Origin of the sequence: Fibrobacter sp. (assembly GCF_017551775.1) — a bacterium.
In the GTDB taxonomy this organism is placed as follows: Bacteria; Fibrobacterota; Fibrobacteria; order Fibrobacterales; family Fibrobacteraceae; genus Fibrobacter.
Genome location: NZ_JAFZKX010000070.1, coordinates 35,777 through 56,866, shown reverse-complemented (window position 1 = coordinate 56,866; position 21,090 = coordinate 35,777). Strand labels below are relative to the sequence as shown.

General features: G+C 54.5%; 17 protein-coding genes and 1 pseudogene. 5 read left to right on the top strand and 13 right to left on the bottom strand.

From position 1 onward, the window contains the following. The 3 genes and pseudogenes from IK012_RS08335 to IK012_RS08325 form a co-directional block, all read right to left on the bottom strand. A pseudogene (locus tag IK012_RS08335) lies at positions 1-726 on the bottom strand (phosphoribosylformylglycinamidine synthase); the annotation flags it as partial. A gap of 154 nt (positions 727-880) precedes the next feature. Next, on the bottom strand, positions 881-1,372 hold the full coding sequence (locus IK012_RS08330; RefSeq protein WP_290953048.1) for a hypothetical protein: 492 nt from the start codon (positions 1,370-1,372) through the stop codon (positions 881-883). 12 nt (positions 1,373-1,384) lie between these two features. Further along, on the bottom strand, positions 1,385-1,939 hold the full coding sequence (locus tag IK012_RS08325; protein ID WP_173384771.1) for a hypothetical protein: 555 nt from the start codon (positions 1,937-1,939) through the stop codon (positions 1,385-1,387). Positions 1,940-2,037: 98 nt separating this feature from the next. On the opposite strand from IK012_RS08325, the gene IK012_RS08320 reads away from it, so the two are divergent. The 3 genes from IK012_RS08320 to IK012_RS08310 are packed head-to-tail and all read left to right on the top strand — an operon-like array spanning position 2,038 to position 4,269. Then, positions 2,038-2,538 (top strand): hypothetical protein, encoded by a 501-nt coding sequence (locus IK012_RS08320; protein WP_290953042.1) that lies wholly within the window; start codon positions 2,038-2,040, stop codon positions 2,536-2,538. A gap of 7 nt (positions 2,539-2,545) precedes the next feature. Next, positions 2,546-3,529, top strand: a complete 984-nt coding sequence (locus tag IK012_RS08315) for a glycosyltransferase (RefSeq protein ID WP_290953040.1) — start codon at positions 2,546-2,548, stop codon at positions 3,527-3,529. Next, on the top strand, positions 3,526-4,269 hold the full coding sequence (locus IK012_RS08310) for a glycosyltransferase family 32 protein (RefSeq protein WP_290953039.1): 744 nt from the start codon (positions 3,526-3,528) through the stop codon (positions 4,267-4,269). The genes IK012_RS08315 and IK012_RS08310 overlap by 4 nt, the downstream gene beginning before the upstream one ends. A gap of 62 nt (positions 4,270-4,331) precedes the next feature. Here IK012_RS08310 and IK012_RS08305 read toward each other — a convergent pair whose 3' ends face one another. The 7 genes from IK012_RS08305 to IK012_RS08275 all read right to left on the bottom strand — a co-directional run bounded on the left by IK012_RS08305 (position 4,332) and on the right by IK012_RS08275 (position 11,880). Continuing rightward, positions 4,332-5,297, bottom strand: a complete 966-nt coding sequence (locus tag IK012_RS08305) for a glycosyltransferase (RefSeq protein WP_290953036.1) — start codon at positions 5,295-5,297, stop codon at positions 4,332-4,334. Continuing rightward, entirely contained in the window at positions 5,282-6,550 is a 1,269-nt protein-coding gene (locus tag IK012_RS08300) for an O-antigen translocase (protein ID WP_290953033.1), read from the bottom strand. Before IK012_RS08300 ends, IK012_RS08305 begins: the two co-directional genes overlap by 16 nt. A 9-nt stretch (positions 6,551-6,559) precedes the next feature. Next, entirely contained in the window at positions 6,560-7,171 is a 612-nt protein-coding gene (locus IK012_RS08295) for an acyltransferase (RefSeq protein WP_290953030.1), read from the bottom strand. Further along, complete coding sequence (locus tag IK012_RS08290) at positions 7,155-8,318, bottom strand: DegT/DnrJ/EryC1/StrS aminotransferase family protein (protein ID WP_290953027.1); 1,164 nt, start codon at positions 8,316-8,318, stop codon at positions 7,155-7,157. Before IK012_RS08290 ends, IK012_RS08295 begins: the two co-directional genes overlap by 17 nt. A 1-nt stretch (position 8,319) precedes the next feature. After that, positions 8,320-9,267 (bottom strand): GNAT family N-acetyltransferase, encoded by a 948-nt coding sequence (locus tag IK012_RS08285; RefSeq protein ID WP_290953024.1) that lies wholly within the window; start codon positions 9,265-9,267, stop codon positions 8,320-8,322. Between the two features lies 1 nt (position 9,268). Continuing rightward, positions 9,269-10,162 carry an FdtA/QdtA family cupin domain-containing protein gene (locus IK012_RS08280; protein ID WP_290953020.1) on the bottom strand — a complete coding sequence of 298 codons (894 nt, stop codon included), beginning with the start codon at positions 10,160-10,162 and terminating at the stop codon, positions 9,269-9,271. A 239-nt stretch (positions 10,163-10,401) separates the two neighbouring features. Then, complete coding sequence (locus IK012_RS08275; RefSeq protein WP_290953017.1) at positions 10,402-11,880, bottom strand: FISUMP domain-containing protein; 1,479 nt, start codon at positions 11,878-11,880, stop codon at positions 10,402-10,404. Positions 11,881-12,152: 272 nt separating this feature from the next. Here IK012_RS08275 and IK012_RS08270 point away from each other — a divergent pair, with 272 nt between their 5' ends. Beyond that, a complete protein-coding gene (locus IK012_RS08270; protein WP_290953015.1) occupies positions 12,153-13,946 on the top strand; it encodes a homoserine O-acetyltransferase in 1,794 nt (597 codons plus the stop codon). Positions 13,947-14,117: 171 nt separating this feature from the next. Continuing rightward, positions 14,118-14,999: a YicC/YloC family endoribonuclease gene (locus IK012_RS08265; protein ID WP_290953012.1), complete on the top strand. Its 882-nt coding sequence runs from the start codon at positions 14,118-14,120 to the stop codon at positions 14,997-14,999. Between the two features lie 204 nt (positions 15,000-15,203). Here the strand turns inward: IK012_RS08265 and IK012_RS08260 are convergent, their stop codons facing one another. From IK012_RS08260 to IK012_RS08250, 3 genes are read right to left on the bottom strand one after another with little or no spacing between them, the layout of a single operon-like run. Continuing rightward, entirely contained in the window at positions 15,204-16,067 is an 864-nt protein-coding gene (locus tag IK012_RS08260) for a hypothetical protein (protein WP_290953009.1), read from the bottom strand. Between the two features lie 2 nt (positions 16,068-16,069). Beyond that, the gene (locus IK012_RS08255) at positions 16,070-20,185 is read right to left on the bottom strand and encodes a C25 family cysteine peptidase (protein ID WP_290953006.1); all 4,116 of its coding nucleotides are present in this window, start codon (positions 20,183-20,185) and stop codon (positions 16,070-16,072) included. 32 nt (positions 20,186-20,217) lie between these two features. Further along, positions 20,218-21,081, bottom strand: coding sequence for a hypothetical protein (locus tag IK012_RS08250; RefSeq protein ID WP_290953003.1), 864 nt, complete (start codon positions 21,079-21,081; stop codon positions 20,218-20,220). Between the last annotated feature and the right edge of the window lie 9 nt (positions 21,082-21,090).

Sequence of the window (21,090 nt, the reverse complement as noted above, 5' to 3'; positions counted from 1 at the left end):
CTTGATCATCTGGAACAGGGACTTGTCCTGCTTGACGCCGTCGATGGTCCATTCGGCACCGAACACCTTGTGGCGGCAGTGTTCCGAGTTGGCCTGCGCGAACATGTAGAGTTCCACGTCGGTCGGGTTGCGCTTGAGTTCAGTGAAGTTCTTCACCAGGTAGTCGATTTCGTCCGGAGAGAGCGCGAGGCCCATTTCCTTGTCGGCCTTCACCAGGGCTTCACGGCCTTCGGCAAGCACCGGAATCACGTTCAGCGGGCGCGGTTCTTCCTTGCTGAAGAGCACTTCAAGAGAAGCTGTGTCGGCAAACACGGCCTGCGTCATGCGGTCGTGAATCTTGGCAGAAATCTTTTCGCGGGCGCCAGCCGGAGCAGCACCGTCAAACTTCACGTAGTAAGCGATAGCGCGTTCAATGCGCTTGATAGCCGGGAGGCCGCAGATGTGGGCGATATCGGTCGCCTTGGAGCTCCACGGGCTGATGGTACCCGGACGCGGGCAAACAACGAAGAGTTCGCCTTCGAGCGGCTTGGGTTCGCGGGCCGGACCGTAATGCAGCACTTTCTTGAGCGTTTCAGTTTCCGCATCGGTCAGGTCGGCGGACAAATCCACCACGTGCAGAAATTCTGCATAGACCGCAGCCACGGAAAGACCCGCGGCCTTGAAATCGGAAGAAAGTTTCTGGAGACGGAAGTCCGACAAAGCCGGCGTACCACGAAGAATAAGCATTATTAACCTCTGTTGAGTATTTTACGGCGTAAATTTAGAAAAAAGGGCGGGGATTTTTAACCCAAAAAACACAAGCAAAGACCACAAAAAAACGGCCCGAAAAGCGGGTCGTTTCTTACAATTTTCTAACTCGTTGATAATCAAGAAGTTATGATTATTCTTCGAGTTCTTCCTCTTCTTCGCCTTCAGGCTCTTCCTGAGCGACAGTAGCTTCGCCCATCAAGGCGTTGACGTCGATAGACTTGAGGCCCGAAAGGGTCTTGAGGTCTGTCTTCTTGTCGACATCGACCTTATCGAAGTTGGAGACGATGAAGTAGGCGCTCGTGGCTTCGAAACGGCGGGTCTTGTTAGCGATGCTGTTGGAACCCTTCGTTGTCGGGAAGTACTTGGATTCAAGCTTCGCCATATCCTGGGAAGTTTTCACCGTCTGGATTGCCTCGCAGGCCATCGCCCACACGAGCTTGTTCACGTCGACGGAGTTGTTCACGTACTCGAGAATCTTCTTGCCACCCTTGAAAGAGGCTTCAGTCGTCTTGTTGTAATGTTCCGTAGCCTGGTCAACATAGTTGCCCTTCTGCATGAGGACCATCGCAGCAATGAAAACAAGGAGAACGGTCAGGACGATAGATATATTCTTGATATTCATTTTCACATCTCCTTATTCGAACTTGAACGCCGCAGGGGCTTCGATGCCAAAGTTGTCTGCAAACTTGTATTCAACGAGGGCCTTGTAGTCGCTCGACTTGAGCTTGCCCTTCACGAAGGTGAACTTCGCCACGCAGTTCTTACCGCAGGCAACTTCCTTCACGCCGCCTTCATCCTTGAGGAGGAACTGTTCGGCAAGGCCGACCGCAGCGATATCGTTCTGCACCTGGGCCGGAATGCTTGCCGCAGTGTACATGTACGAGACCTGCTTGAAGCGAGCTTCCTTGTCTTCAAAAATATTCTGAACAGCGGCATTGAAAGCAGCTTCCGTCTTCGCACCAGTGATGGTCGCGTAGACGAGCTTCCACGCCATGCCGTACTGGTCCATGGACTTCCACTGGTCCTGCAGAGCTGCGTTCACGGTAGCCTTGTAGGCACCGACCTGCTCCTTGACGGATGACTGCGCCTGGTCGTTGTACTGACCCTTGAGCGCGAACATCAAGACGACAAGAGCCACGATGAGCACTGCATCGACAATGGCCAAAATCTTGAATTTTTTCGTTTTCATATAAATTCCTTCATCGAGAATGGTTTTATCTAGAATTTAATCAATAATTAGAAAAATGCAAGCAATTTTTTGTTGATATTTGGTATATTAAGGCTTATATGAGCGAAAATAACGAAGAAACTAAGCTGCCGTCGCAAATTATTTTTGAAAACCTCAAGGAATTCCTGAGGGCAAAGAACGCTGCGCACGAATCCATCTTCAAGTTCCACTGGAAGAAGATGTGGCCGTTCAACCGCATATGGCCGCAGGTGGACTTCGAGCGCATCGTGCGACTGATGGGCGAAATCCGCAAGAACATCATATCGCAGCAGAATCTCGTATTGCAGGCAAAAAGCAAGGCCAAGCCTTTCGAGAAGACGTTCCTGGACGCCGTTCCCGCCTACCTCGAAGCACTGGACCAGAGTTGCAAAGGCCTCGCCGATATCGCGCAGTGGAAGCAGGACATGCTCTACAAGAAAATTCACCACGAAGCCAAGGTAATCCGCGACTCGCGCGATTACAACACGCTCCTGAAGGCCTACGAGAAGGAGCAGGCAGATCTGGTCCGCGCCGGAGCATTCGTGCAAGTCGGCTGGATGGAGATCGCCGGCAAGGCCTAAGGTCCATATGCCTGTTGTAAGCGTCATCATCCCGGTCTACAACACGGAGCCGTACCTTTCCGATTGCCTTTTGAGCGTACTCGGCCAGAGTTTCGGCGACTTCGAAGTTATCGCGGTAGATGACGGGTCGACAGACGCAAGCGCCTCTATCCTGAAGGAATTCGCCGACAAGGATTCGCGCATACGCATCGTAAGCCAAGAGAACCAAGGACTTTCCGAAGCGCGGAACGCAGGCATCGATGTCGCCCGCGGGCAGTGGCTTACCTTCGTGGACAGCGACGACAAGCTCGCTCCCGATTTTTTGCAGACACTGCTAGACGCGGTGATAACGACAGGCGCAGACATCGCCTGTAGCGGAAAGCGCTTTTTCTGGGACGGTTTCGGCCCGCAATCAAGCGCGGGTACGGCCAACGAAGCGCCCGCAAACGAAAGCAGCAGGATACCCGTAGCCTTCAGCCCCATCAAGGCTCTCACGAACGCGCTCTTCCAAAACGACATGCCCGACTATTCCGCATGGAACAAGATTTACGCGGCCCAGTTCTGGAAACACCGCCGGTTCCCGGCCGGCATATACTTCGAGGATGTAGCGACCATACCGCAAGTGTTCCTGGAAGCAAACCGCATCGCCTTCGTGTCCGCGCCGCTCTACCTGTACCGCAAGCGCAGCACAAGCATTCTCGCGACCGCCTACGACCGCAAGAAGGCCGAGCTTCTGGACATTGCGGAATCGGTATGCGACCTGGTCAAGGGCAAGGGAAAAGAAATCGAGCAGGCGGCCGCAAGCAACCTGTTCAGCGCGGGATGCAGCATACTGAAGCGCACCCCCAACACGGAAGAATTTGCGGATTACCGCGACCGCGCATGGAACGACATTCTCGCGACACGGCGGGCAGCATTCGCACCGCAGACACGGTTGCGCAACAAGGTGGCGGCCGTGATTTCCCTCGCAGGGATGCAGGCGCTCGGCTGGGCGCTCCGGAGGTTCGGATGATCCCGAAGAAGATTCACTTCTGTTGGTTTTCCGGCGAGCCCTACCCCGACAGCATACGACGTTGTATTGATTCCTGGCACAAGTACCTGCCCGATTTCGAGTTCGTGCACTGGGATGCAGAAAAAGCGCTCGCAACGGGAATCCCCTGGGTAAAGGAATCGATTGCGCAAAAACGCTGGGCTTTTGCCGCCGACGCGGTGCGGTTGCATGCGCTCTACACGGAAGGCGGGTTCTACCTCGACACCGACGTGGAGGTGCTCCGCCCGTTCGATACGCTACTGAGCCGCCCGAACGCATTCGGGTACGAGAACGGCTCCAAACGCATAGAAGCAGCCGCGATGGGATGCGAGGCGGGATGCGCGCCCATAAAGGCAGCGCTTGAATATTACGAAACGCACGAGTTCTCCTATTCGGAAGGATGCGTCGACCAGATGGTACTCCCGAATATTTTGCGCGAGGCCTTCGCTCCATTCACCGGAATCGAAATTCTGCCCGAAAGCGCTTTTTCACCCAAGAGCTTCATCGACGGGAAGATTCGCACAGACAAAGACACCTTCTGCATCCACCATTTTGACAGCGCGTGGAGGCCGGAATCCGTACGCAAGGGTATACGGCGCAGGCAATGGCTATTCGCGAAGTTCCCGCGCCCGCTGGCGAAAGTGCTCGCGGTACCGCTTTCGCTGTGGACGAACCTCACGACCCTCGGGGTCGCGGGGACCATAAAAAAAATCTTTAAGTAAAACGCGAACTATGAACGTTCCGACCCTGACCTGCGTCAGGGTGACTTTCGGGTTGCAGGCCGTTACCGTTTAAGCAGGAAACGCGGAATAAACAGCTTCGGGAAGCGCTTCAGGAACGGGAGCGAGAAAGACCAGAGCTGTGGCAGCTTGCGGATTGCGTCCTTTTTGTCGCGGTAGGCAAGCATCGAGAACCAGTGCGATTTCCAGATGTTCACCGCCTCCTTGTAGCGCTTGTGGTCGCTGTATCGTTCCAGCACCTTCAAAAAAGTACCGTACATCAGCGTGTTGTCGAGCGACATGTTGTTGCCGTGCTGTCGGTAGTAACAGCAATTCACGGGCAGAACAGGCAGCGAGCCGCAAATCTTGAAGAACTTGAGCCACTGGGGGAAATCCTCGAACGGAAACTCCGTATCGTAGCCACCGTGTTCGCGGAAAAAATCCAACCGGATCATCTCGGAGCAGCCGTGAACTTCCTTCTGGCCCAAAAAGAACTCGTCGAAGGTCACTCGCGGAACAGAACGCGTGTAGCGCGGGTCGAACTTTTCGCCATGATTGCCGTCTTTGTCCATCAGCACAATCTGGCCGAAGCACAGCGGGTCTTCCGGATGCGATTCCAGATAGGCGCTCTGCTTTGCGAGCCTCCCTTGCGGCATAATGTCATCGGACGCGAACGAACAGAAGTACTTGCCATGTGCCATCGAAAAGAGATTGTTCATCGTCGGCACGAGGCCCTGGTTCGGGCGGTGGATATAAGTGAACCGGAGTTCGGCCTGCAGGCGTTCCAGAATTTCGGGCGAAGAATCCGTACTGCCGTCATCAATGACAATGAGTTCGAAGGCAACGCCCTTCTGCGCCATAATCGAGCGGACGGCGGCTTCCACGTACTTTTCGTGATTGTAGCTGGCCATCAGCACCGACACCAGCGGGGGCATTTCGCGCTGTTCCGTTTCAGAGCCTTGCACAAAGGCCTTCACGTAGACGTTCTCATCCATCTTTTCAGCAAACATGTTCGTTACGGAGTATTCCATTTGAGCCTCCTGACAGTTACGGCAAGCGCGACGAGCGTCACGAAGTTTTCCAAAGCATAGGCAATCATCGGGCCCTGCATCTCGAACATCCTGATTCCCACGAACGTCCCGAGGGCAAAAAGCAGGTTCGCCCCCACCTCGATGATGAGGAAGGCCTTCGTCTCGCGGAGAGCGATTAGCACCATTCCGAGGCACCAACCGCCCGAGCGGAAGAAGTCGCCCAGCAGCTGGATTGGCATGTAATCGGCCGCGGCGGCATATGAACCCGAAAGGAGGATGGACACCACAAGGCTACGGCCAAAATAAAGAGCAACGCAGAATACGAGCGTAAAGCCCATCATCCGCAAGAAAATCGGGTAAAATTCCTTGCGGAAGCTCTCGCGCGTCATGTTGCGGCTGATGCGCGGCAGAATAAGCACTCCGAGGACCGCCGAGAAAATGGAGGCGAAAAAGTCCGAAATCTTGTAGACGCCCTGCCAGATACCGGCGGCATTCCAGCCGAGTTCGGCACCCACGAGCGAACGCACGAACATGAGCACGAGCGGGGCGACAATCATCGGCACGAGCCCCATCACGGCATACGACATCCACGGCCCGCGTATATCCAGGACCGATTCCCTGAAGGTCTTGATATTGAACCCGGCGCGCGCCGCCACGCGGGCAGCAAAAATGCCCGCAACTACAGACTGCGTGGCGATGATACTCAGCACCGAAAGGCGGCCCGAGTACAGGAAAACCGCGACCCAAATCATCTGGAAAAGCGAGGCTACAATCTGGATAAGCGCCCAGCGTTTCACCAACCCGAGGCCGTTCATCACGGCGGAGCAGATGGCGACCATGTTCGTCGCCAAGATTCCCGGCATCGCAAACAGGATGGCCGCCTGCGCCAAGCGCGGATGCACGCCAGGCAACATTTTTTCGAGCGGGGCGGCAAAGCAGAAAATAATCGCTGCAACGCAGGTGAACACCGTCGCGAAAGTCGTGAGGCGGAACCCGCCGCGCCATACCCCGTGCAGTTGCTTGATATTGTCCTTGTTCTGCGCGGTAAGGCTCACCCAGCCGTTCTGCATCGCAAGGCTAGAAGTCGCCTGCCCGATGCTCATCCAGTTCATGAACTGGCCCACGCACGCAAACGCTGCCGGCGGCAGGAATACGGCGAGCAGCTTATTGATGACGAAGGCGCGGAGCGTATTGAAAAGCGTCACCGAACCCGAGCCGAAAAACAGCTTCCAAATTTTCGAGGAATGTTCCACCGTCACCGCCTATCTTTTACCGTTTACTTCGCGAGCAGGCTGTGCCAAAACGTCGATTTCACGAATGACACGCGCGGGCACCCCGCCGATAACGACATTCGCAGGGAACTCGCCTGTAACGACAGCACCCGCGGCGACGACAGAATTTTTCCCGATTCTGGAACCCTTGAGGATCGTAACGCGGTCGCCAATCCAAACGTTATCTTCAATTACGACCTTCCCCATCTTCGGGGAACCCGTAAGACGGCGCTCCGGATGTACTTCATGAAAATCGGTATCGTAGATATTCACGGACGTTCCGACGAGGACGTTGTCGCCAATTTCTATGCCCGGGCCTTCGCAAATGGCCGTAAAATGGTTACATATCTGGCAATTCTTGCCAATGGATATTTTGGATTCTGCTGTACGCGGGTTCAGGAACACGTATGAAGTCCAGAATTCCGCATCTTCGATATAGCCGAACGAGGTTCCCTCGCCCACCACGATGCTGCCCTTGCCTTCACAAAGCATGGGAGCGATGGCGCAGAACTTGCCTTCGGGCTTCGCAGTCGAGATGCTCCTGAAAAAGAGGACGCTCGACTTGCGCGTAAATTTGCGGATGATTCTAGCAAACAAATTCATTCAGCGCTCCAATGATTTCGGCAACTTCGTCGTCGGTAAGCACCTGCGATACTGGAATGCTGATGACAGTCTCGGCCATCGATTCCGCAATCGGGAACTTCGGGTTCGCGGGCAAAAGGGCGGCTTCCGCGCCGTTTAATGCGCCGGCCGCATAGGCCTCTTGCTTATGCGGAGGAATCGGGTAAAAGATGAGAGTCCCGATGCCGCGGGCTTCGAGATACTTTCGCAACGCATCGCGGGTCTTGCAGTCGGGCGTGCGCAGGGTAAACACGTGCCACACGTGCTCCTTCGGGTCCGACGGGATTTCGGGCAAGCGCAGCAGAGGATTGCTTATTTCTCGGCAGTACCGAGCCGCAATTTCGCGGCGGCGCTCATTCCAGGCATCGAGATGCGGGAGCTTCGCGAGCAGAAAGGCGGCCTGAATTTCGTCCAAGCGGGAATTCACACCGCGGTAACGGTTCACGTACTTCTGTTCGGAGCCGTAGTTGCCGAGCATGCGCACAACGCGGGCAAGTTCCGCATCGTCGGTGACGACCATGCCGGCGTCACCCAATGCGCCCAAGTTCTTTGTCGGGTAGAAGCTGTAAGCGCAGGCGATTCCGCGCACGCCACTTGTGCCTGCGGCACTTCGGTGTGACGCAGCACCGTGCGACTGGGCGCAGTCTTCAAAAACGAAAAGCCCGCGGGCCTCGGCAAAAGCGCAAATAGCCTTCATGTCGGCAAGGCGCCCGTACAGGTTCACCGAAAGGATGCCGCGCGTTTTCGGTGAGCAGGCGGTCTCGAGCTTCGTGGGGTCGATATTGAAAGTCTTTTCGTCAGGTTCCACCAGCACGGGAACGAGGCCCGCGGCGTTCACGGCCAGAACCGTCGCGATGTAAGTATTCGCCGGAACCAGAATCTCGTCGCCGGGAGCGATACGCCCGAGTTCTATGGAAGCGCGTAACATGAGCGTAAGCGCGTCGAGACCATTCCCGACGCCCACGCCGTGGGCGTACCCGCAGTAGGCGGCAAATTCCCGCTCGAAGCATTCGACATACGACCCGCGGATGTACCAGCCGGACTCCACGACAGCGGAGGCGGCACTCTTCAGGGTGTCCATGTAGGGCGCGTTTACCTGCTTCAAATCAAGAAATGCAATCTTACCCATCTCACGCTCCCATGCCGGCATGCGTACCGTCAAATTCAAACGCATATTTCAAGTCGGCGAAGCAACCCACGCTCTCCTTGAACGTACAAAGTCCCTCGCTAGCAATCCCGTCAGATGCAGCCGGCCCGAGATCGAGATAGTCAAAGCCCTGTTCCTGATAATGCCGGAACATTTCGCGTGCAATCACGTTCAAGGGGCGTTTGTCCAAAGCGGACTGGTCCGCGCCCCAGTAAATCATCTGCGCAATCTTTTCACTGACCTTGTAAATGATAGTCGACGCTACCGCGACGCCGTCCACGCGCAACAGGCAAAAATCAATGGGAACGATTTCGGCGGTCTTCAGCAAATCTTCGAACCGCATCCAAAGCGGATAGCCCTTGGCTTCATAATGCTTCTGGATAAATCCGTATACGACCCGGCGCTGTTCCTCGGAGGTTTCCTGCGTAAAGGAACATTCGCAACCGGCAAACTGCTTGTAATTCCGCGCCCCCATGTAATGGAGCCGTTTCTCGTAAGGAGTCCCGTCCGCAAGGTCAAACGCATAATTCAGATTGGCATACGATTGCTTGAACCCGTTCTGGAGCAGCGCAGATACGACCTTGGAATAAAACATCCGGTCATAAAAAAACGGCGGCAAAGTAATCCTGAGCAATTTCTTTTGCGACAGGGCCAATTCCTTCAATTCGCGAACTGCGGTATTCAAGCATGCAATCGTCTGCATCTGCGGGCAGACAAAACCGCCAAAAGGCGCCGAATAAGGAGAGCGCCACTCGTCGCATTTCTCGCCCACGGCAAGGCCGACGCGCAGTCCTTTGTCTTCGAACGCGAAGAAACGGACCTTGTCCACCTTCTCCGCATTCAACATATTGAAATCCGCCTTCAGGTAACAGGCGACCGGATTTGCAAAATGGCGAGCGTATTCGTCCGCTGTAATCTCGACCCACGCCATTTTACGCCTTCTTGAACTTCAGGAACTCTTCGTAGTCGCGCCAGTAATCGCTCTCGTCGAACTCATGCGAAGTCAACACCAGGCAGATGGAACCCGAAGAAAAATTCAGTTCTTCCGCCCAGACTCCGGGAGGAATATGCAGGCCGTAGTACGGGCGGTCCAGCCTGTAAATCTTTTCGTTCTTGCCGTCGGAGACCTTCACGTCGAAAGCTCCGCTCGCCGCCACGAGCATCTGGTGGCATTCCTTGTGCGCATGCCCCCCGCGGTTCTCGCCACCGGGAATATCGTACAGGTAAAAAATCCGCTTCACGTCGAAGGGAATGTCCTTCGAGTTTTCGAGCGAAGTCAAACTGCCCGAACGCTCGCTGTGCCGCGGGAGCTTCATCAGCGTGCAATCCTCTATGGTCGCGGCCTTCACGGCAGCGATGTCCGGCTTCTTCGCGACTTCCGCCTCGGGAGCATTTTCCTGCGGGGCCGGTTTCCACGTGGGCTTCATCCGGCAAAATTCATCGCGTTCCCATATGTAGTCATCTTCCTCATAGGGCGTCGAAGAAATCACGAGCGCCAAGGAATTCGTCGAGAAGTTATCGAGCGTGCGGTAATGCATGGGCGGCAGGTAGAGCCCGTAATACGAGCGCGATAGAGAATAGCGTTTCTCTTCTACCCCGTCGTGGATGACCGCATCGAAACTCCCGGAAAGGGCGACAATGATTTCGTGCTGATTCTTGAAAGCGTGGCTTCCGCGGAGCTCGCCGCCGGGAACGTCGTAAATCCAGTAACAGCGCCTGAACCGGAAAGGCACGTGCTTCTGCGATTCCACGACGCTCAGGTTCCCACGTTCGTCGAGGAACTTGGGAAGCTGGACAATCTGCGCTTTTTCTTCAAAAATCGGCATATTACGAAAGTAATATACAATTTTTTATGTGCCTAAAAAATGACCGACGCGGAAATGCCCGAATTCTACAGGCACCTGAACAACCTGGAATAATTCTCGTGGGGTACATCCAACGGCATGGCCGGGGGCAGTCTGAACCTCCCCCTCTTTCAAGTTCAAGGAATCCCTCGGAGCAAAGGCCTCGCTGAATTTAATCTACAGCAAGGAATTCTAGGCTATTGCGCGCATTGACGCACCTCTCAGTCCTTCACGCAACGGACTGAGAATGCGTATGGGTCTGAGGTATACGTTTCATCTACCCCATAAACGTAAAAGACCTCAACGTTCACGTCTGACTGAAAATAATCAACCATCCAAAAACTGGCGTTTTCTCCGACTTTATAATGCCGAGCGGACCGTTCTCCGGCATACACATAACCATCCGGGAAAACAGAGAAACCCAAACCATCCGTTCCATTGCCATTTCCGTCCCATTCCTCATCATCAACACGGCTAGAATCCACCTTCCATCCGGTTGTAGACTTGAGTACAGACAAATTTCCAAACTCTCGTCCCACCCTACTATTCAGGCCATACCATTCATCCACCATCGAGACGTGCCATCCGGACGGACAGGCTTCCGCCAGCGCGCCCCACTCGTACAACCGGCCATATTTTCCTTCAAAACTATGTTCTGTTTCAAAAGCAAGATTTTCCGCCATCCACCACTTACACCCTAATTTTACAGTCTTATAAACGCGGCCATCACGATCATCGGTCAAGGATTCATACTCGCAGTTGTCTTCCGATTCTGTCTTGCAAAGAGTCATGTTCGGTTCACAGTTACTACTGGAGGATCCGCTGCTACTGGATACAGCAATCGTATCGTCACTAACACAACGGACCGATAATTTGCGGCTAGACGAGCGATCGTTTTCGAAAACTCGATGCATAACAGTTTCACTGACCGGACCAGATTCCCCTATCCCTGGCGTCCAAAATTCCGCGCTATGCCCCCCCACGGGAACAGGAATTGCAGAAAAACCAAACTCATCCGTACCATTACCAACTCCATCGTCCCAGCCTTCCATCGACCTAAGAGCTTTTCCCGGTACAACCGGGTTGTTACCCGCAAGAATCAAAGCCCTCCATTCTTCGTAATGAGGCAAATGCCAGCCTTCCGGACAAACGCCACGAACATAATCTCCATTACTGGAAGCCTCGCAAGACACTGTCCAGGGATTATCTTTAGGGTGTCCACAGCCAATAGCATCCGTACTGAAAACGCCAGCGGTATCCATAGCAGCGGTCCAAGTATAGAGTCGTCCGTACATTCCACAGCTTTCAAGGGAATCATTGAAGCACGAGCTGTTCTCCGTTTCGAAGTTCAGATTCTCAGCCATCCACTTCCGCGTGCCAATCACCACCGTCTTGTAAATCTGGCCGTCGCGGGAATCCGTCATTTCGCCATAGCTGATTTCCGGATTCAAATAATTCCAATTTTCCTTGAAATAACTCGAAGAAGAAGTCTTCGTTTCGCTGCTGGATGATTTCGCCGCGCTGCTACTGGAGGATTTTTCACTCGACGAGGATTCGACTTCAGTAGAAAACGAATCTTCTTCACTTGAATACAAGTCGTCCTCGCCCGGCCAATGCAATTGACTGGAATAGTCGTCACTACAGGCGGCCAGAAGCGCGAACGCCAGCAGAACAAACGGGAATTGAAGTCCTAAGCGCATTTTAATCCCCCTTCAAGCCATTTTGTGTTCTTTAACCCCAAAATATCTTTTTTCTCGCGCTCGGGGCATATAAATGCTAGAAAAAAGCGCGATTTATACGCCCCACCCCTAAAATACATGTCCCAGACACCCCCGCCAGCCCTAAAAACACGCATTCTTCGTGCGAATTGAAGTTTCACATGGACATTGCCTCTAGGAAAGCATCAGCATATAGGTAGACATAGGAAAAACCGATAACGAGCAATCCACTACATTTTACTATATTTATGCATATGAGTGAATATTCGCATAAATCCAGCATCGGCCCCGTTGAGCCGAAGGACTACGTCAAGGACTATGGCGAGGCCGGTTTTGTGCTGGAAAACGGTAAGACGCTTCCGGCGCTTACCATCCGTTACGAGACTTACGGCAAGCTGAACGCGGCTGCCGACAACGCGGTGTGGGTCTGCTCGCCGCTCACCGCCGACGCGCATGCCGCCGGCTGGTACACCGAAAGCGACAAGAAGCCCGGCTGGTGGGACGAACTCATCGGCCCCGGCAAGGCAATCGACACGGACCGCTTCTTCGTGGTCTGCAGCAACATCCTGGGTGGCTGCAAGGGTACCACAGGCCCTGCAACCATCAACCCGCGCACGGGCAAACCCTATGGGAGCACCTTCCCCACCATCACCATCGGCGACATGGTGCACGCCCAGAAGGAACTCGCCGACGGCCTCGGCATTAAGGAATTTTACTGCGTCATGGGCGGTTCCATGGGCGGATTCCAGGCCATGAAGTGGGCCATCTACTACCCCGAACAAGTGAAGCGCATCGTGATCATCGCGAGTTCCCCGCGCTTCTCGAGCCAGGCGCTCGGTTTCGAAGTGGTTGCCCGCGACGTCATCACGCAGGACCCGAACTACAACGGCGGTGACTTCTACGACAAGGCGGAAAGACCCGACGTAGGCCTCGCGAACGCCCGCAAGCTCGCCCACATCACTTACCTTTCGGCCATCGGCATGGAGCAGAAGTTCAAGCGCGCCCAAGCGCAGGAGAACAAGAACCACGCCGTCACGTACTCGACCCCGTTCGATCTGAACCTGCCCATCGAAAGCTACCTGCGTTACCAGGGCAAGAAGTTCGTGGACCGTTTCGACGCGAACAGCTACCTGCATATTGCGCATGCGACCGACGCGTTCGACCTCGAGACCGAATACGGCAGCATCGAGAACGCCTTCAAGGACATCAAGGCCGAAGTGCTGAACGTGAACCTTTCGACCGACTGGCTGTTCCCGCCGCACGAAAGCCGCCGCATCACGAGCGCGCTTTTGAACGTGGGCAAGTCCGTCACGAGCCTCGAACTCGACACGCAGTTCGGTCACGACGGGTTCCTCATCGAAGTGGGCGAACTCGGCAAAGCCGTGGGCCGTTTCCTGGATTCCAAGATTATCCCGCAACAGGGCACGCAGGCCGTACCCGTGTTCCACGAGGAGAGCGATTTCAAGCTGCTCGGCAAACTCGTGAGGGAAGGCAGCCACGTGCTCGACCTCGGTTGCGGCAGCGGTGACTTGCTAGACTACCTCGCCCACAAGAAGCAGGCGACCGGGTTTGGCATCGAAAAGAACATCACCGGAATCCTGGACTGCATCGAGAAGGACGTGCAGGTCATCCAGCGCGACCTCGACGACCGCGGCATCACGGACCTCAAGGACAATAGTTTCGACTACGCGATTATCAACCGCACGATTCAAGAAATCCGCGACCCCGTGGCGCTCCTGAACGAGCTGTTGCGCGTTGCCAAGAAGGCCATCGTCACGTTCCCGAATTTCGGCCACTGGACCACCCGCGGAAGCCTCATGCTCCATGGTCGCATGCCCAAGTCGAAGGAACTGCCTTACGAGTGGTACGATACGCCGAACATCCGCCTCCTGACGGTGAAGGACTTCTACACACTCTGCAAAAAGGAAGGGTTCCGCATCGAGAACATCAGTTTCCAGAGCGAACACACGCTGAGCAAATTCCTCACCGCCATCGGCATCCCGAACTTCGGTGCGGAACACGTCATCGCGACGATCAGCAAGAAGTAGTCCGCAAGAAACTGCACCGTTCAACGGTATTCGAAAAGTCCCGCGACCGCAATGGCGCGGGGCTTTTCTTGAATCCGTTTGTCAAATATCCCCGACCAGTAACTATATTTAACACCGAGCAATAATCAAAAAACACATTCTACTGTCTACATCATTTCGTCGACTAAAACTATGTCCATAATTTCCATGACCGGGTTCGGCAAGAGCGAATCCACCCTGAACGGAACCACCTGCGTTATCGAAGTGCGCAGCGTGAACAGCCGTTTCCTTGAAATTTCCGCAAAAATTCCGAAAAACTTCGCCTACCTCGAAAACGACTTCAAGGCGCAAATCAAGGAAAAACTCGCCCGCGGCTCGGTGAACCTCTCCATCACGCTCGGTGAAGGCAGCGTCGGCAACATCCCCGTATGCTACAACGAGACGGCGGTGAGCAAGTTCGTGGAAATCACGAAGGCCATGCAGGAAAAATTCGGCATCAAGGGCGAAATCACGCTCGACCACATCCTCTCGATTCCGGAAGTATTGCAGTTTACCGACGCCGGTGCCGACAACGAAGTATGGGAAAAGCACCTGAAGGCGGAACTCGACAAGGCGCTTGACGGCGTCATCGCCATGCGCGAAAAGGAAGGCGCGAACCTCGCCGCCGACCTCACGAAGCGTGTCGCCCACCTGGAAGACGTGCTCGCGAAAGTCGAAGTACTCGACCCGCAGCGCATTGAAACTTGGAAGGTCAAGTTCAAGGAACGCGTGGACACCTTGATGAAGGACAGCGAAATCGACGACGTGCGCCTGCTGCAGGAAGCCTGCATCATGGCGGACAAGCTCGATATTCATGAAGAGATTACGCGATTCCACAGCCACAACAAGCTGTTCCTGGACGCGCTCAAGAAAGGCGGAGCGCAGGGAAAGAACCTCGGGTTTATCCTTCAGGAGATGGGACGCGAGGCGAATACGCTCGGGACAAAGTGCCAGAGCGCGGATATCGCAGCGCTTGCCATCGAACTCAAGAATGAAATCGAGTGCATTAGGGAGCAGAGCCTCAACATCGCATAAGGCGAGCGTCGCAGAGGCAAACAAGTTTGCCTCTATGACCGAGCCGAGCGAGGTGCGCTATGAAGTAGCGCCACATTGCGTAAGAAGACCGTTTATCGGCGATGCCGGGACTAGCCCGGCATGACAATTGCAAAGATGTTTATCGATGGTGTCGGGACTAGCCCGGCATGACAATTGCAAAATGGCGCGCGTTTTAAGCGCGCTTTATTTTTTGGAAGATTTTTTCTTCTTGTCCTTCATCTGGACGCGGCGGGAACCTGCGCGGAGGCGTTCCCACGGGCAGAAAGCCATCGTGCCGAGCGTAAACCCGAAGAACCAGATTACGAACGCGACCCACAGGACTGCGGCGCCCGCAATTTCCCTAGCCGAGGCGTTCCCCATATCGACCGTAATTGCAGCGACAGCCAAGAGCGACGATACCAGCACGGGCGTGAACATCTTGCGGCCCGCCTTCACGAGCGCTCCCGCCTGGGGCGCACCCTCGGAAAGTTCCTTGCCTGCGACAAGCGCGAACGAAACGACGCTTGCAAACCCGACGGCGCTCAGCACCGCCCACACGAGCCACGCATTACCGGGAACCATCGGGAAGCACGCAATAAAGCCCGTCATCAAGGCCCACGAAAGCGCGAACGGGAATAGCGCACAGGCGACACTCCACTTGGCGAAGAGCAACAGGACAAGCGCAACTCCGGCAAACACGCCATAGAATTTCAGTTGCATACCCTCGGCACCGCCAAGAAGCATCAAGGCGGTAACGAACAACGCGAGCGACGCTATAGTGCCGAGGCCACCACGCAGCCCTCCGAACACGAACATGAGCACCACAAAGGCGACGGCGACAACACTCAGGTACTGGGCTGTGCTCCAGAAGGCGCCAAAGCCGTCCAAGTCAACAAGCCACATGCCAAGCCCTTCGGAGGCGGCGAGCGGGAGCGAATTCATCGTCTGCCAGCCACACGCAGCAAGGGTCACTCCAAAAACGACCATCAGCACCACAAAAATCAGGCGAAGGCGCAGCATCAGTTCCAAAAACTTCTGAACCTTTCCCGGTTTTTCACGCAAATCCATAATTACCTCGAAATCAATAGTTTCTGTTTCTTTGTCCAAGTCTTCGCCTTAGAATTTCCCACCGCGGGAACTTCGCTGCGAACAACATAATGGTACAGCCCGTTCGCCAGTTTACGTCCGTGATTATCCTTGCCGTCCCAGTGCGTAACGCCCGAAACAGCATCCTTGATGACCTTCACCAGGCGACCGTGCTGGTTATAGATGAAGATGTTCACCGTAGACTCGCGGTCCACAGCAAGATTCTTGAAGAAGAACGTCGTGCCCTTCTTGCCCACCGGATTAGGGACATTGAACACGTCCGCAAGTCCAGCCTTCATGTCTTCGGCAATCTCGATATTCAACGACTTGACAGCCATGTTCCCGAGCACATCGAGTGCACGCACGCGGAACAGGTAGCTACCTTCCGGATAATTCTCGAGCGTAAACGTTTTGCGGAAAACCGCCTTCTTGGAAGACTGTTCCAAGAAAGGATACGGGTGGTACGGATTCTCGACACCCTGAATTTCGATGGACAGGCCTTCATCCGGCTGTTCGCGGAAATCGAGGGCCGTAGAATCCTCTACAACGACCTGGAGACAGGCGGGCGCCTGCAACTTCACCGTCTCGCCTTCCGAGAACGAGGATTCCGTTCCCTTGGAATAGCAGTTCTGGATTTTTATAATCGGAGGTTCGGAATCGTGAAGCGAATCGGCATAGGAGGAAAAACCGGAAATAGAGATGCCGCCAACCCGGAAACGCCCGATTTCGCGATCGTCCTTGGAATACGCCCAGGCATTGAGTTCCACTGCGGTATCGCCAAACGATATCTTGCGAGGAGTCACGAATTCCGTCTTGTAACGGCCACCGACAACAGGAATTTTTTCCGAATAAATCAGGGAACCATCATAAGAAACCTTAATAGAATCCGTCGTCGCATCTTTTTCGTTAACCTGGAAACCCAAATACATATTCTTGTAACTGCGGCCACCGCGCAACGACAGTTCAATAGTACCATTTTCCATGCCCTTGACCGAACCAGAAAGCTTCATCTTGTCCAGCGCCTTCAGCGTATCGATTTTCTGGTCGAGCGTCACATCGAAACCGTTCTTGAGCATCTTGATGAGAGGTTCACCGAAAAGGGTATAGTGTTCGTTGTTGAAACGCTGGTTATCATAATTCTTCGATTGGAATTTCGAAGTATTCATGTTTTTGGCTTGCATGAATGCATCACCGACAGAAATGCCGTCATTCCGCAGGAGTCCGAATATAAAATTCTTTCCCAAAGTCTTGTTTTGCTGTCCGAACGTCTCGCGGGTAGCACCTATCGACACGATGGAACCCGCCGACCGGGCAACAACAAACTCTTCGGACAAGGATCTCGACCCGCCCTGATCAAAACGTCCGACGATACAAGAGAACGAATTGAGAATCGTATAACGCCCCTGATTCGAAAGCCTCGGTATGTAGCTAGGCTTCAAGAGTCCCTCAGAAGCCCAGTCCGTCTTGGAACCATGTCCAAAATAAATTGCAAGCAAGGCACCCTGGTTCAAGAGATTCAAGAAGTCCGCAGTCGCATCCTTTTTCTGGCCGGCGGCATCCGCCTCGTAATCCAGCAAATAGATTTTTTTCTGGTTCCAGCGAACACCGAGTTCATCAACCAGCTTGTCTATGCTCTGGGAAATTTCCTGTTCCTGCGTTTCCGCATGTCGTGCCTTGTCGATCTCCGTTCCGTTCTTGGCATCATCAGCAGCAAGAATAACCGTATTGCGCCATTCAGAATGGTCGAACCGTCCGACCATCTCGTACTCCTTAGCCTTTTCTATATAGTCCGAGAGTTCGTCGGGCGTACGGACCGGCAGACGGCCCACAGCCAAATCCAAATCGTAGAAACCGTAGCGCACCATTTCGCCGGAATCCAAAGCCGCGAAGAAGTCTTCCGTGACGTTGTCTTCGAGTTCGAAGGGAGGCATGAAATTCTTGTCGCGCTTTTCGATTGCGCCTCGATAGTCGTAATGGCCGGTACCCAGCAAAAGCACATATTTGAGGTCGGGGCACAGGGAATAAGCGTAAGCGATATAGTTCCTTATGGCTATCGGCGAAAGCGAGCCGCCCGTATACAGGCGGTAGATATCCTCGACATTCACGACCGTCGTCGCATACTTGGAAACGGCCTGCCCCTCCGAACGGAACTTGCCCAGCATGACAGCACCGTCTATAAACTCCGGCGGAGTTATAATGAGGTATTCCGTCTTGGAATTGATTTTCGAGATTTCGGAAAGCACGTCGGGAGACGGGGCCGGCAGGCCCTCCACCGTAATAAGATTGCGATTCTCGCCATTACGGAATATTTCGCGGTACGCGAGGTAACGCACGTCCTCGCCGGCGGCAACGCTGTCTACGGCATACTTGCCCGAATTCTCGAGCACACCGACAGGAACCATATTCACGAACTTCATGAGGCTCACGCCATCAGGAACCGGCATACGGATTTTTCCCGAAACCCGGCCCGGCAAATACCATTCCGCAGTGTCCACGACAGGCGTCCACTGGTACGCCACAGTAAAGCCGTCAAATCGGTCGTACTGTCTGCCGTTCGGAAGCATCGTCAATACATAGGCGTTGTCAGAATCCTTCAGCGGAGGGTTCTTTATCCAGAAATTCCCTTCGGCACCGAGTGTGGCGTCAGCCCTAGAATACTTCTTGCCATTGACATCGAACAGGAACCGGACTTCCTCCATCCTTTTCGTCATACCTTCGGCAGAAAGGAACATTCCTCCGGACTGGGCTACATTTTCGATGCGGTCCTTCCAGACAGAACGATGCGGGAAATAAGTCACCTGCAGGAGCGACTGTCCACCGTCAACACGACCCGGCAAATTCTTCATTTGCGGCATCCCGTAGAGCAACTCCGACGAAGATACCACCGTAGTGTCTATCCTGGAATGCCAGAACCAGAACCATTCCTTGCCCGAATTCTTTTCCCAGTCCAGTTCCTTTCCATAGTAGGTATCAATCAGGAATGCGTCTTTCTCCGCACGGACATAGCGCATGAGCGGAACATCCTTCGCGCCCGAAGACGAGAACGAAATCTTGTCCTTAAGGCGCTTGCCCTTACCTGTGTCGCTCCAGCCCAGCTGGAAATGCTGATAGAAAGAATACGGCGAAGTGGTATGGTAGTAGGCGCTGTCGCCCAGTTTCCAGTACGAAGATCCGTAGCCCACGAATACAATCGAGTCCCCCTCGTTGAAGGTCCCGTCCGGACTCATGCTGTTCCCGTTCTTTGAATGGTCGCGCACTTCAAACGGGATATCGAACAGGTGCACGGGCGCAAGTACGTCGGGACCCGGGACCATAGCCGTCATCGTATCCGGAGAAGCACCGAAAAGCCTCAGTTTCTCGACAGGAATACTGTTCAATTCGGACAGGGCGTAATAAGGCAGGAGCGCCTTCTGGACAGTCTTGAAGTCCAGGGCATAGAGACCGTCTTCGCCTGTAGCCGCTACGTTCTGGTCGCCCACCACGAACTTCGCGATAAAATGCACGTCGGAAAGGTCACTCGAAGCAGAGCGACGGAGCGAATTGCGGTACTTGTTGCGCGACACCCCGAAATGCGATGCGCCGTTTTCGTTCATCACGCGGGAGACGGCACGCTTTCCGGGATTTATACCCGAACCGGTCACGGAGAATTCGACCGTAAGGCGGTACTGCGTGCGCAGCCTAAACGATGCGCCCGCCTTTTCGTACAGGGGGACGCGGATATCGACCATCCACAGTCCGTCTCGCATGTACGGAGATGACGCGGAAACCGGGAAAAAATTCAGTTTGCCACCCTTGCAGAAATTTCCCTGCATGGGTTTGGTCTTCTTGACAGAGAGAGAAACACGGGGCGTGGCTCCCGCGGGGACGGCCACGCGGTATATGCGGAACGGGACATCGCTCTCGGCGCTCACCGTGGCATTTTCAGGTTCGAACTGATTACCGGGAACAAACCCGCCCAGGCTGTCCATGCAGCCGTGAATCGAAGTTTCAAGAACACCATCATCCAGCACGAACCGCGAGCGGGAATCTTCCACCACCGTGGTCGCGAACGCCGATGCGCAAAGAGATAAAATCGATATTATGTAAAAAACAGACTTCACAATCTAAAAATACAAAAACAGCCCCGCCAAAACTAAGGATTGGTGATGACCATTTCGTAAAATCCGTTCCCGTTCGTCTTGAATTCCACCCATTGGCCTCCGGAGGCCTTCATCTTGAAAATGGTGACCGACTGCGGGGGCACTCCCTTCGAGAGAATAGCCTCCAGTTCGGCATCCGAAATCATAGCGCGAGAATTGAAAGCGGGCATATACCAGTGCCACGCCTGCCAGTTGAAGAGCCCGCGGGTCGACTGTACGAAGGCGCGCAGCATCAAGACGTATTCGTAATCGAAAAAGTCGCGGTAGTTGCGCACCTCGTTCTTCTTCTCGACGACGGTCTTCTTCGCGAAATCGCGGTCGAAACGGAGCGGGGTGGCATCGGGGTTCGTGTACGAAAAACGGATGGTCTTGTCCGTCGCCACGACCCTCAGGTTCGGCCTATCCAGGTGGACGAATTCGGAGGCGCCTACCAGCCTGTAGTCGCGGAACACCACGTCGGGCGAAAGCACGCGGTTCATCTGCAGGGGGACGGGCTTTGCGTCGAGGGCCGAAAGTTCGTAGAACACAAGCGCCTCGCCGGACCCTTTCGGGAGCAACACCGCCATGAGGGGCGTGATACGTTCCGAAATCACCCAGACCATCTTCGGCTTGTTCGATGAGGCCAGAAGCGGGTCGAGAATGTACATCACGGACGGGTCGCGAATGCCGTTCACGTCCCATTCCATCCAGGTGCCCGTGCCGCCGACGGAATCCAATACGGCAAAGAGCCTCCCGCCGGAAAACTCGGTACGAGAATCGACAGCGCCAAAAAGCCGGGCAGGCGCCGTAGCCGCTTTCACGGGCGCAGCAAAACCAGCCACGAAGGCAAGCAGGAGCAGTACAGTAATCAGCCGCATCGGGGAATC

Coding starts and splice junctions, on each gene's coding strand:
- IK012_RS08295 (WP_290953030.1), bottom strand. CDS start 7,171: ATGAATTTGTTTGCTAGAATCATCCGCAAATTTACGCGCAAGTCGAGC.
- IK012_RS08320 (WP_290953042.1), top strand. CDS start 2,038: ATGAGCGAAAATAACGAAGAAACTAAGCTGCCGTCGCAAATTATTTTT.
- IK012_RS08270 (WP_290953015.1), top strand. CDS start 12,153: ATGAGTGAATATTCGCATAAATCCAGCATCGGCCCCGTTGAGCCGAAG.
- IK012_RS08260 (WP_290953009.1), bottom strand. CDS start 16,067: ATGGATTTGCGTGAAAAACCGGGAAAGGTTCAGAAGTTTTTGGAACTG.
- IK012_RS08305 (WP_290953036.1), bottom strand. CDS start 5,297: ATGGAATACTCCGTAACGAACATGTTTGCTGAAAAGATGGATGAGAAC.
- IK012_RS08325 (WP_173384771.1), bottom strand. CDS start 1,939: ATGAAAACGAAAAAATTCAAGATTTTGGCCATTGTCGATGCAGTGCTC.
- IK012_RS08330 (WP_290953048.1), bottom strand. CDS start 1,372: ATGAATATCAAGAATATATCTATCGTCCTGACCGTTCTCCTTGTTTTC.
- IK012_RS08290 (WP_290953027.1), bottom strand. CDS start 8,318: ATGGGTAAGATTGCATTTCTTGATTTGAAGCAGGTAAACGCGCCCTAC.
- IK012_RS08250 (WP_290953003.1), bottom strand. CDS start 21,081: ATGCGGCTGATTACTGTACTGCTCCTGCTTGCCTTCGTGGCTGGTTTT.
- IK012_RS08310 (WP_290953039.1), top strand. CDS start 3,526: ATGATCCCGAAGAAGATTCACTTCTGTTGGTTTTCCGGCGAGCCCTAC.
- IK012_RS08275 (WP_290953017.1), bottom strand. CDS start 11,880: ATGCGCTTAGGACTTCAATTCCCGTTTGTTCTGCTGGCGTTCGCGCTT.
- IK012_RS08265 (WP_290953012.1), top strand. CDS start 14,118: ATGTCCATAATTTCCATGACCGGGTTCGGCAAGAGCGAATCCACCCTG.
- IK012_RS08280 (WP_290953020.1), bottom strand. CDS start 10,162: ATGCCGATTTTTGAAGAAAAAGCGCAGATTGTCCAGCTTCCCAAGTTC.
- IK012_RS08285 (WP_290953024.1), bottom strand. CDS start 9,267: ATGGCGTGGGTCGAGATTACAGCGGACGAATACGCTCGCCATTTTGCA.
- IK012_RS08315 (WP_290953040.1), top strand. CDS start 2,546: ATGCCTGTTGTAAGCGTCATCATCCCGGTCTACAACACGGAGCCGTAC.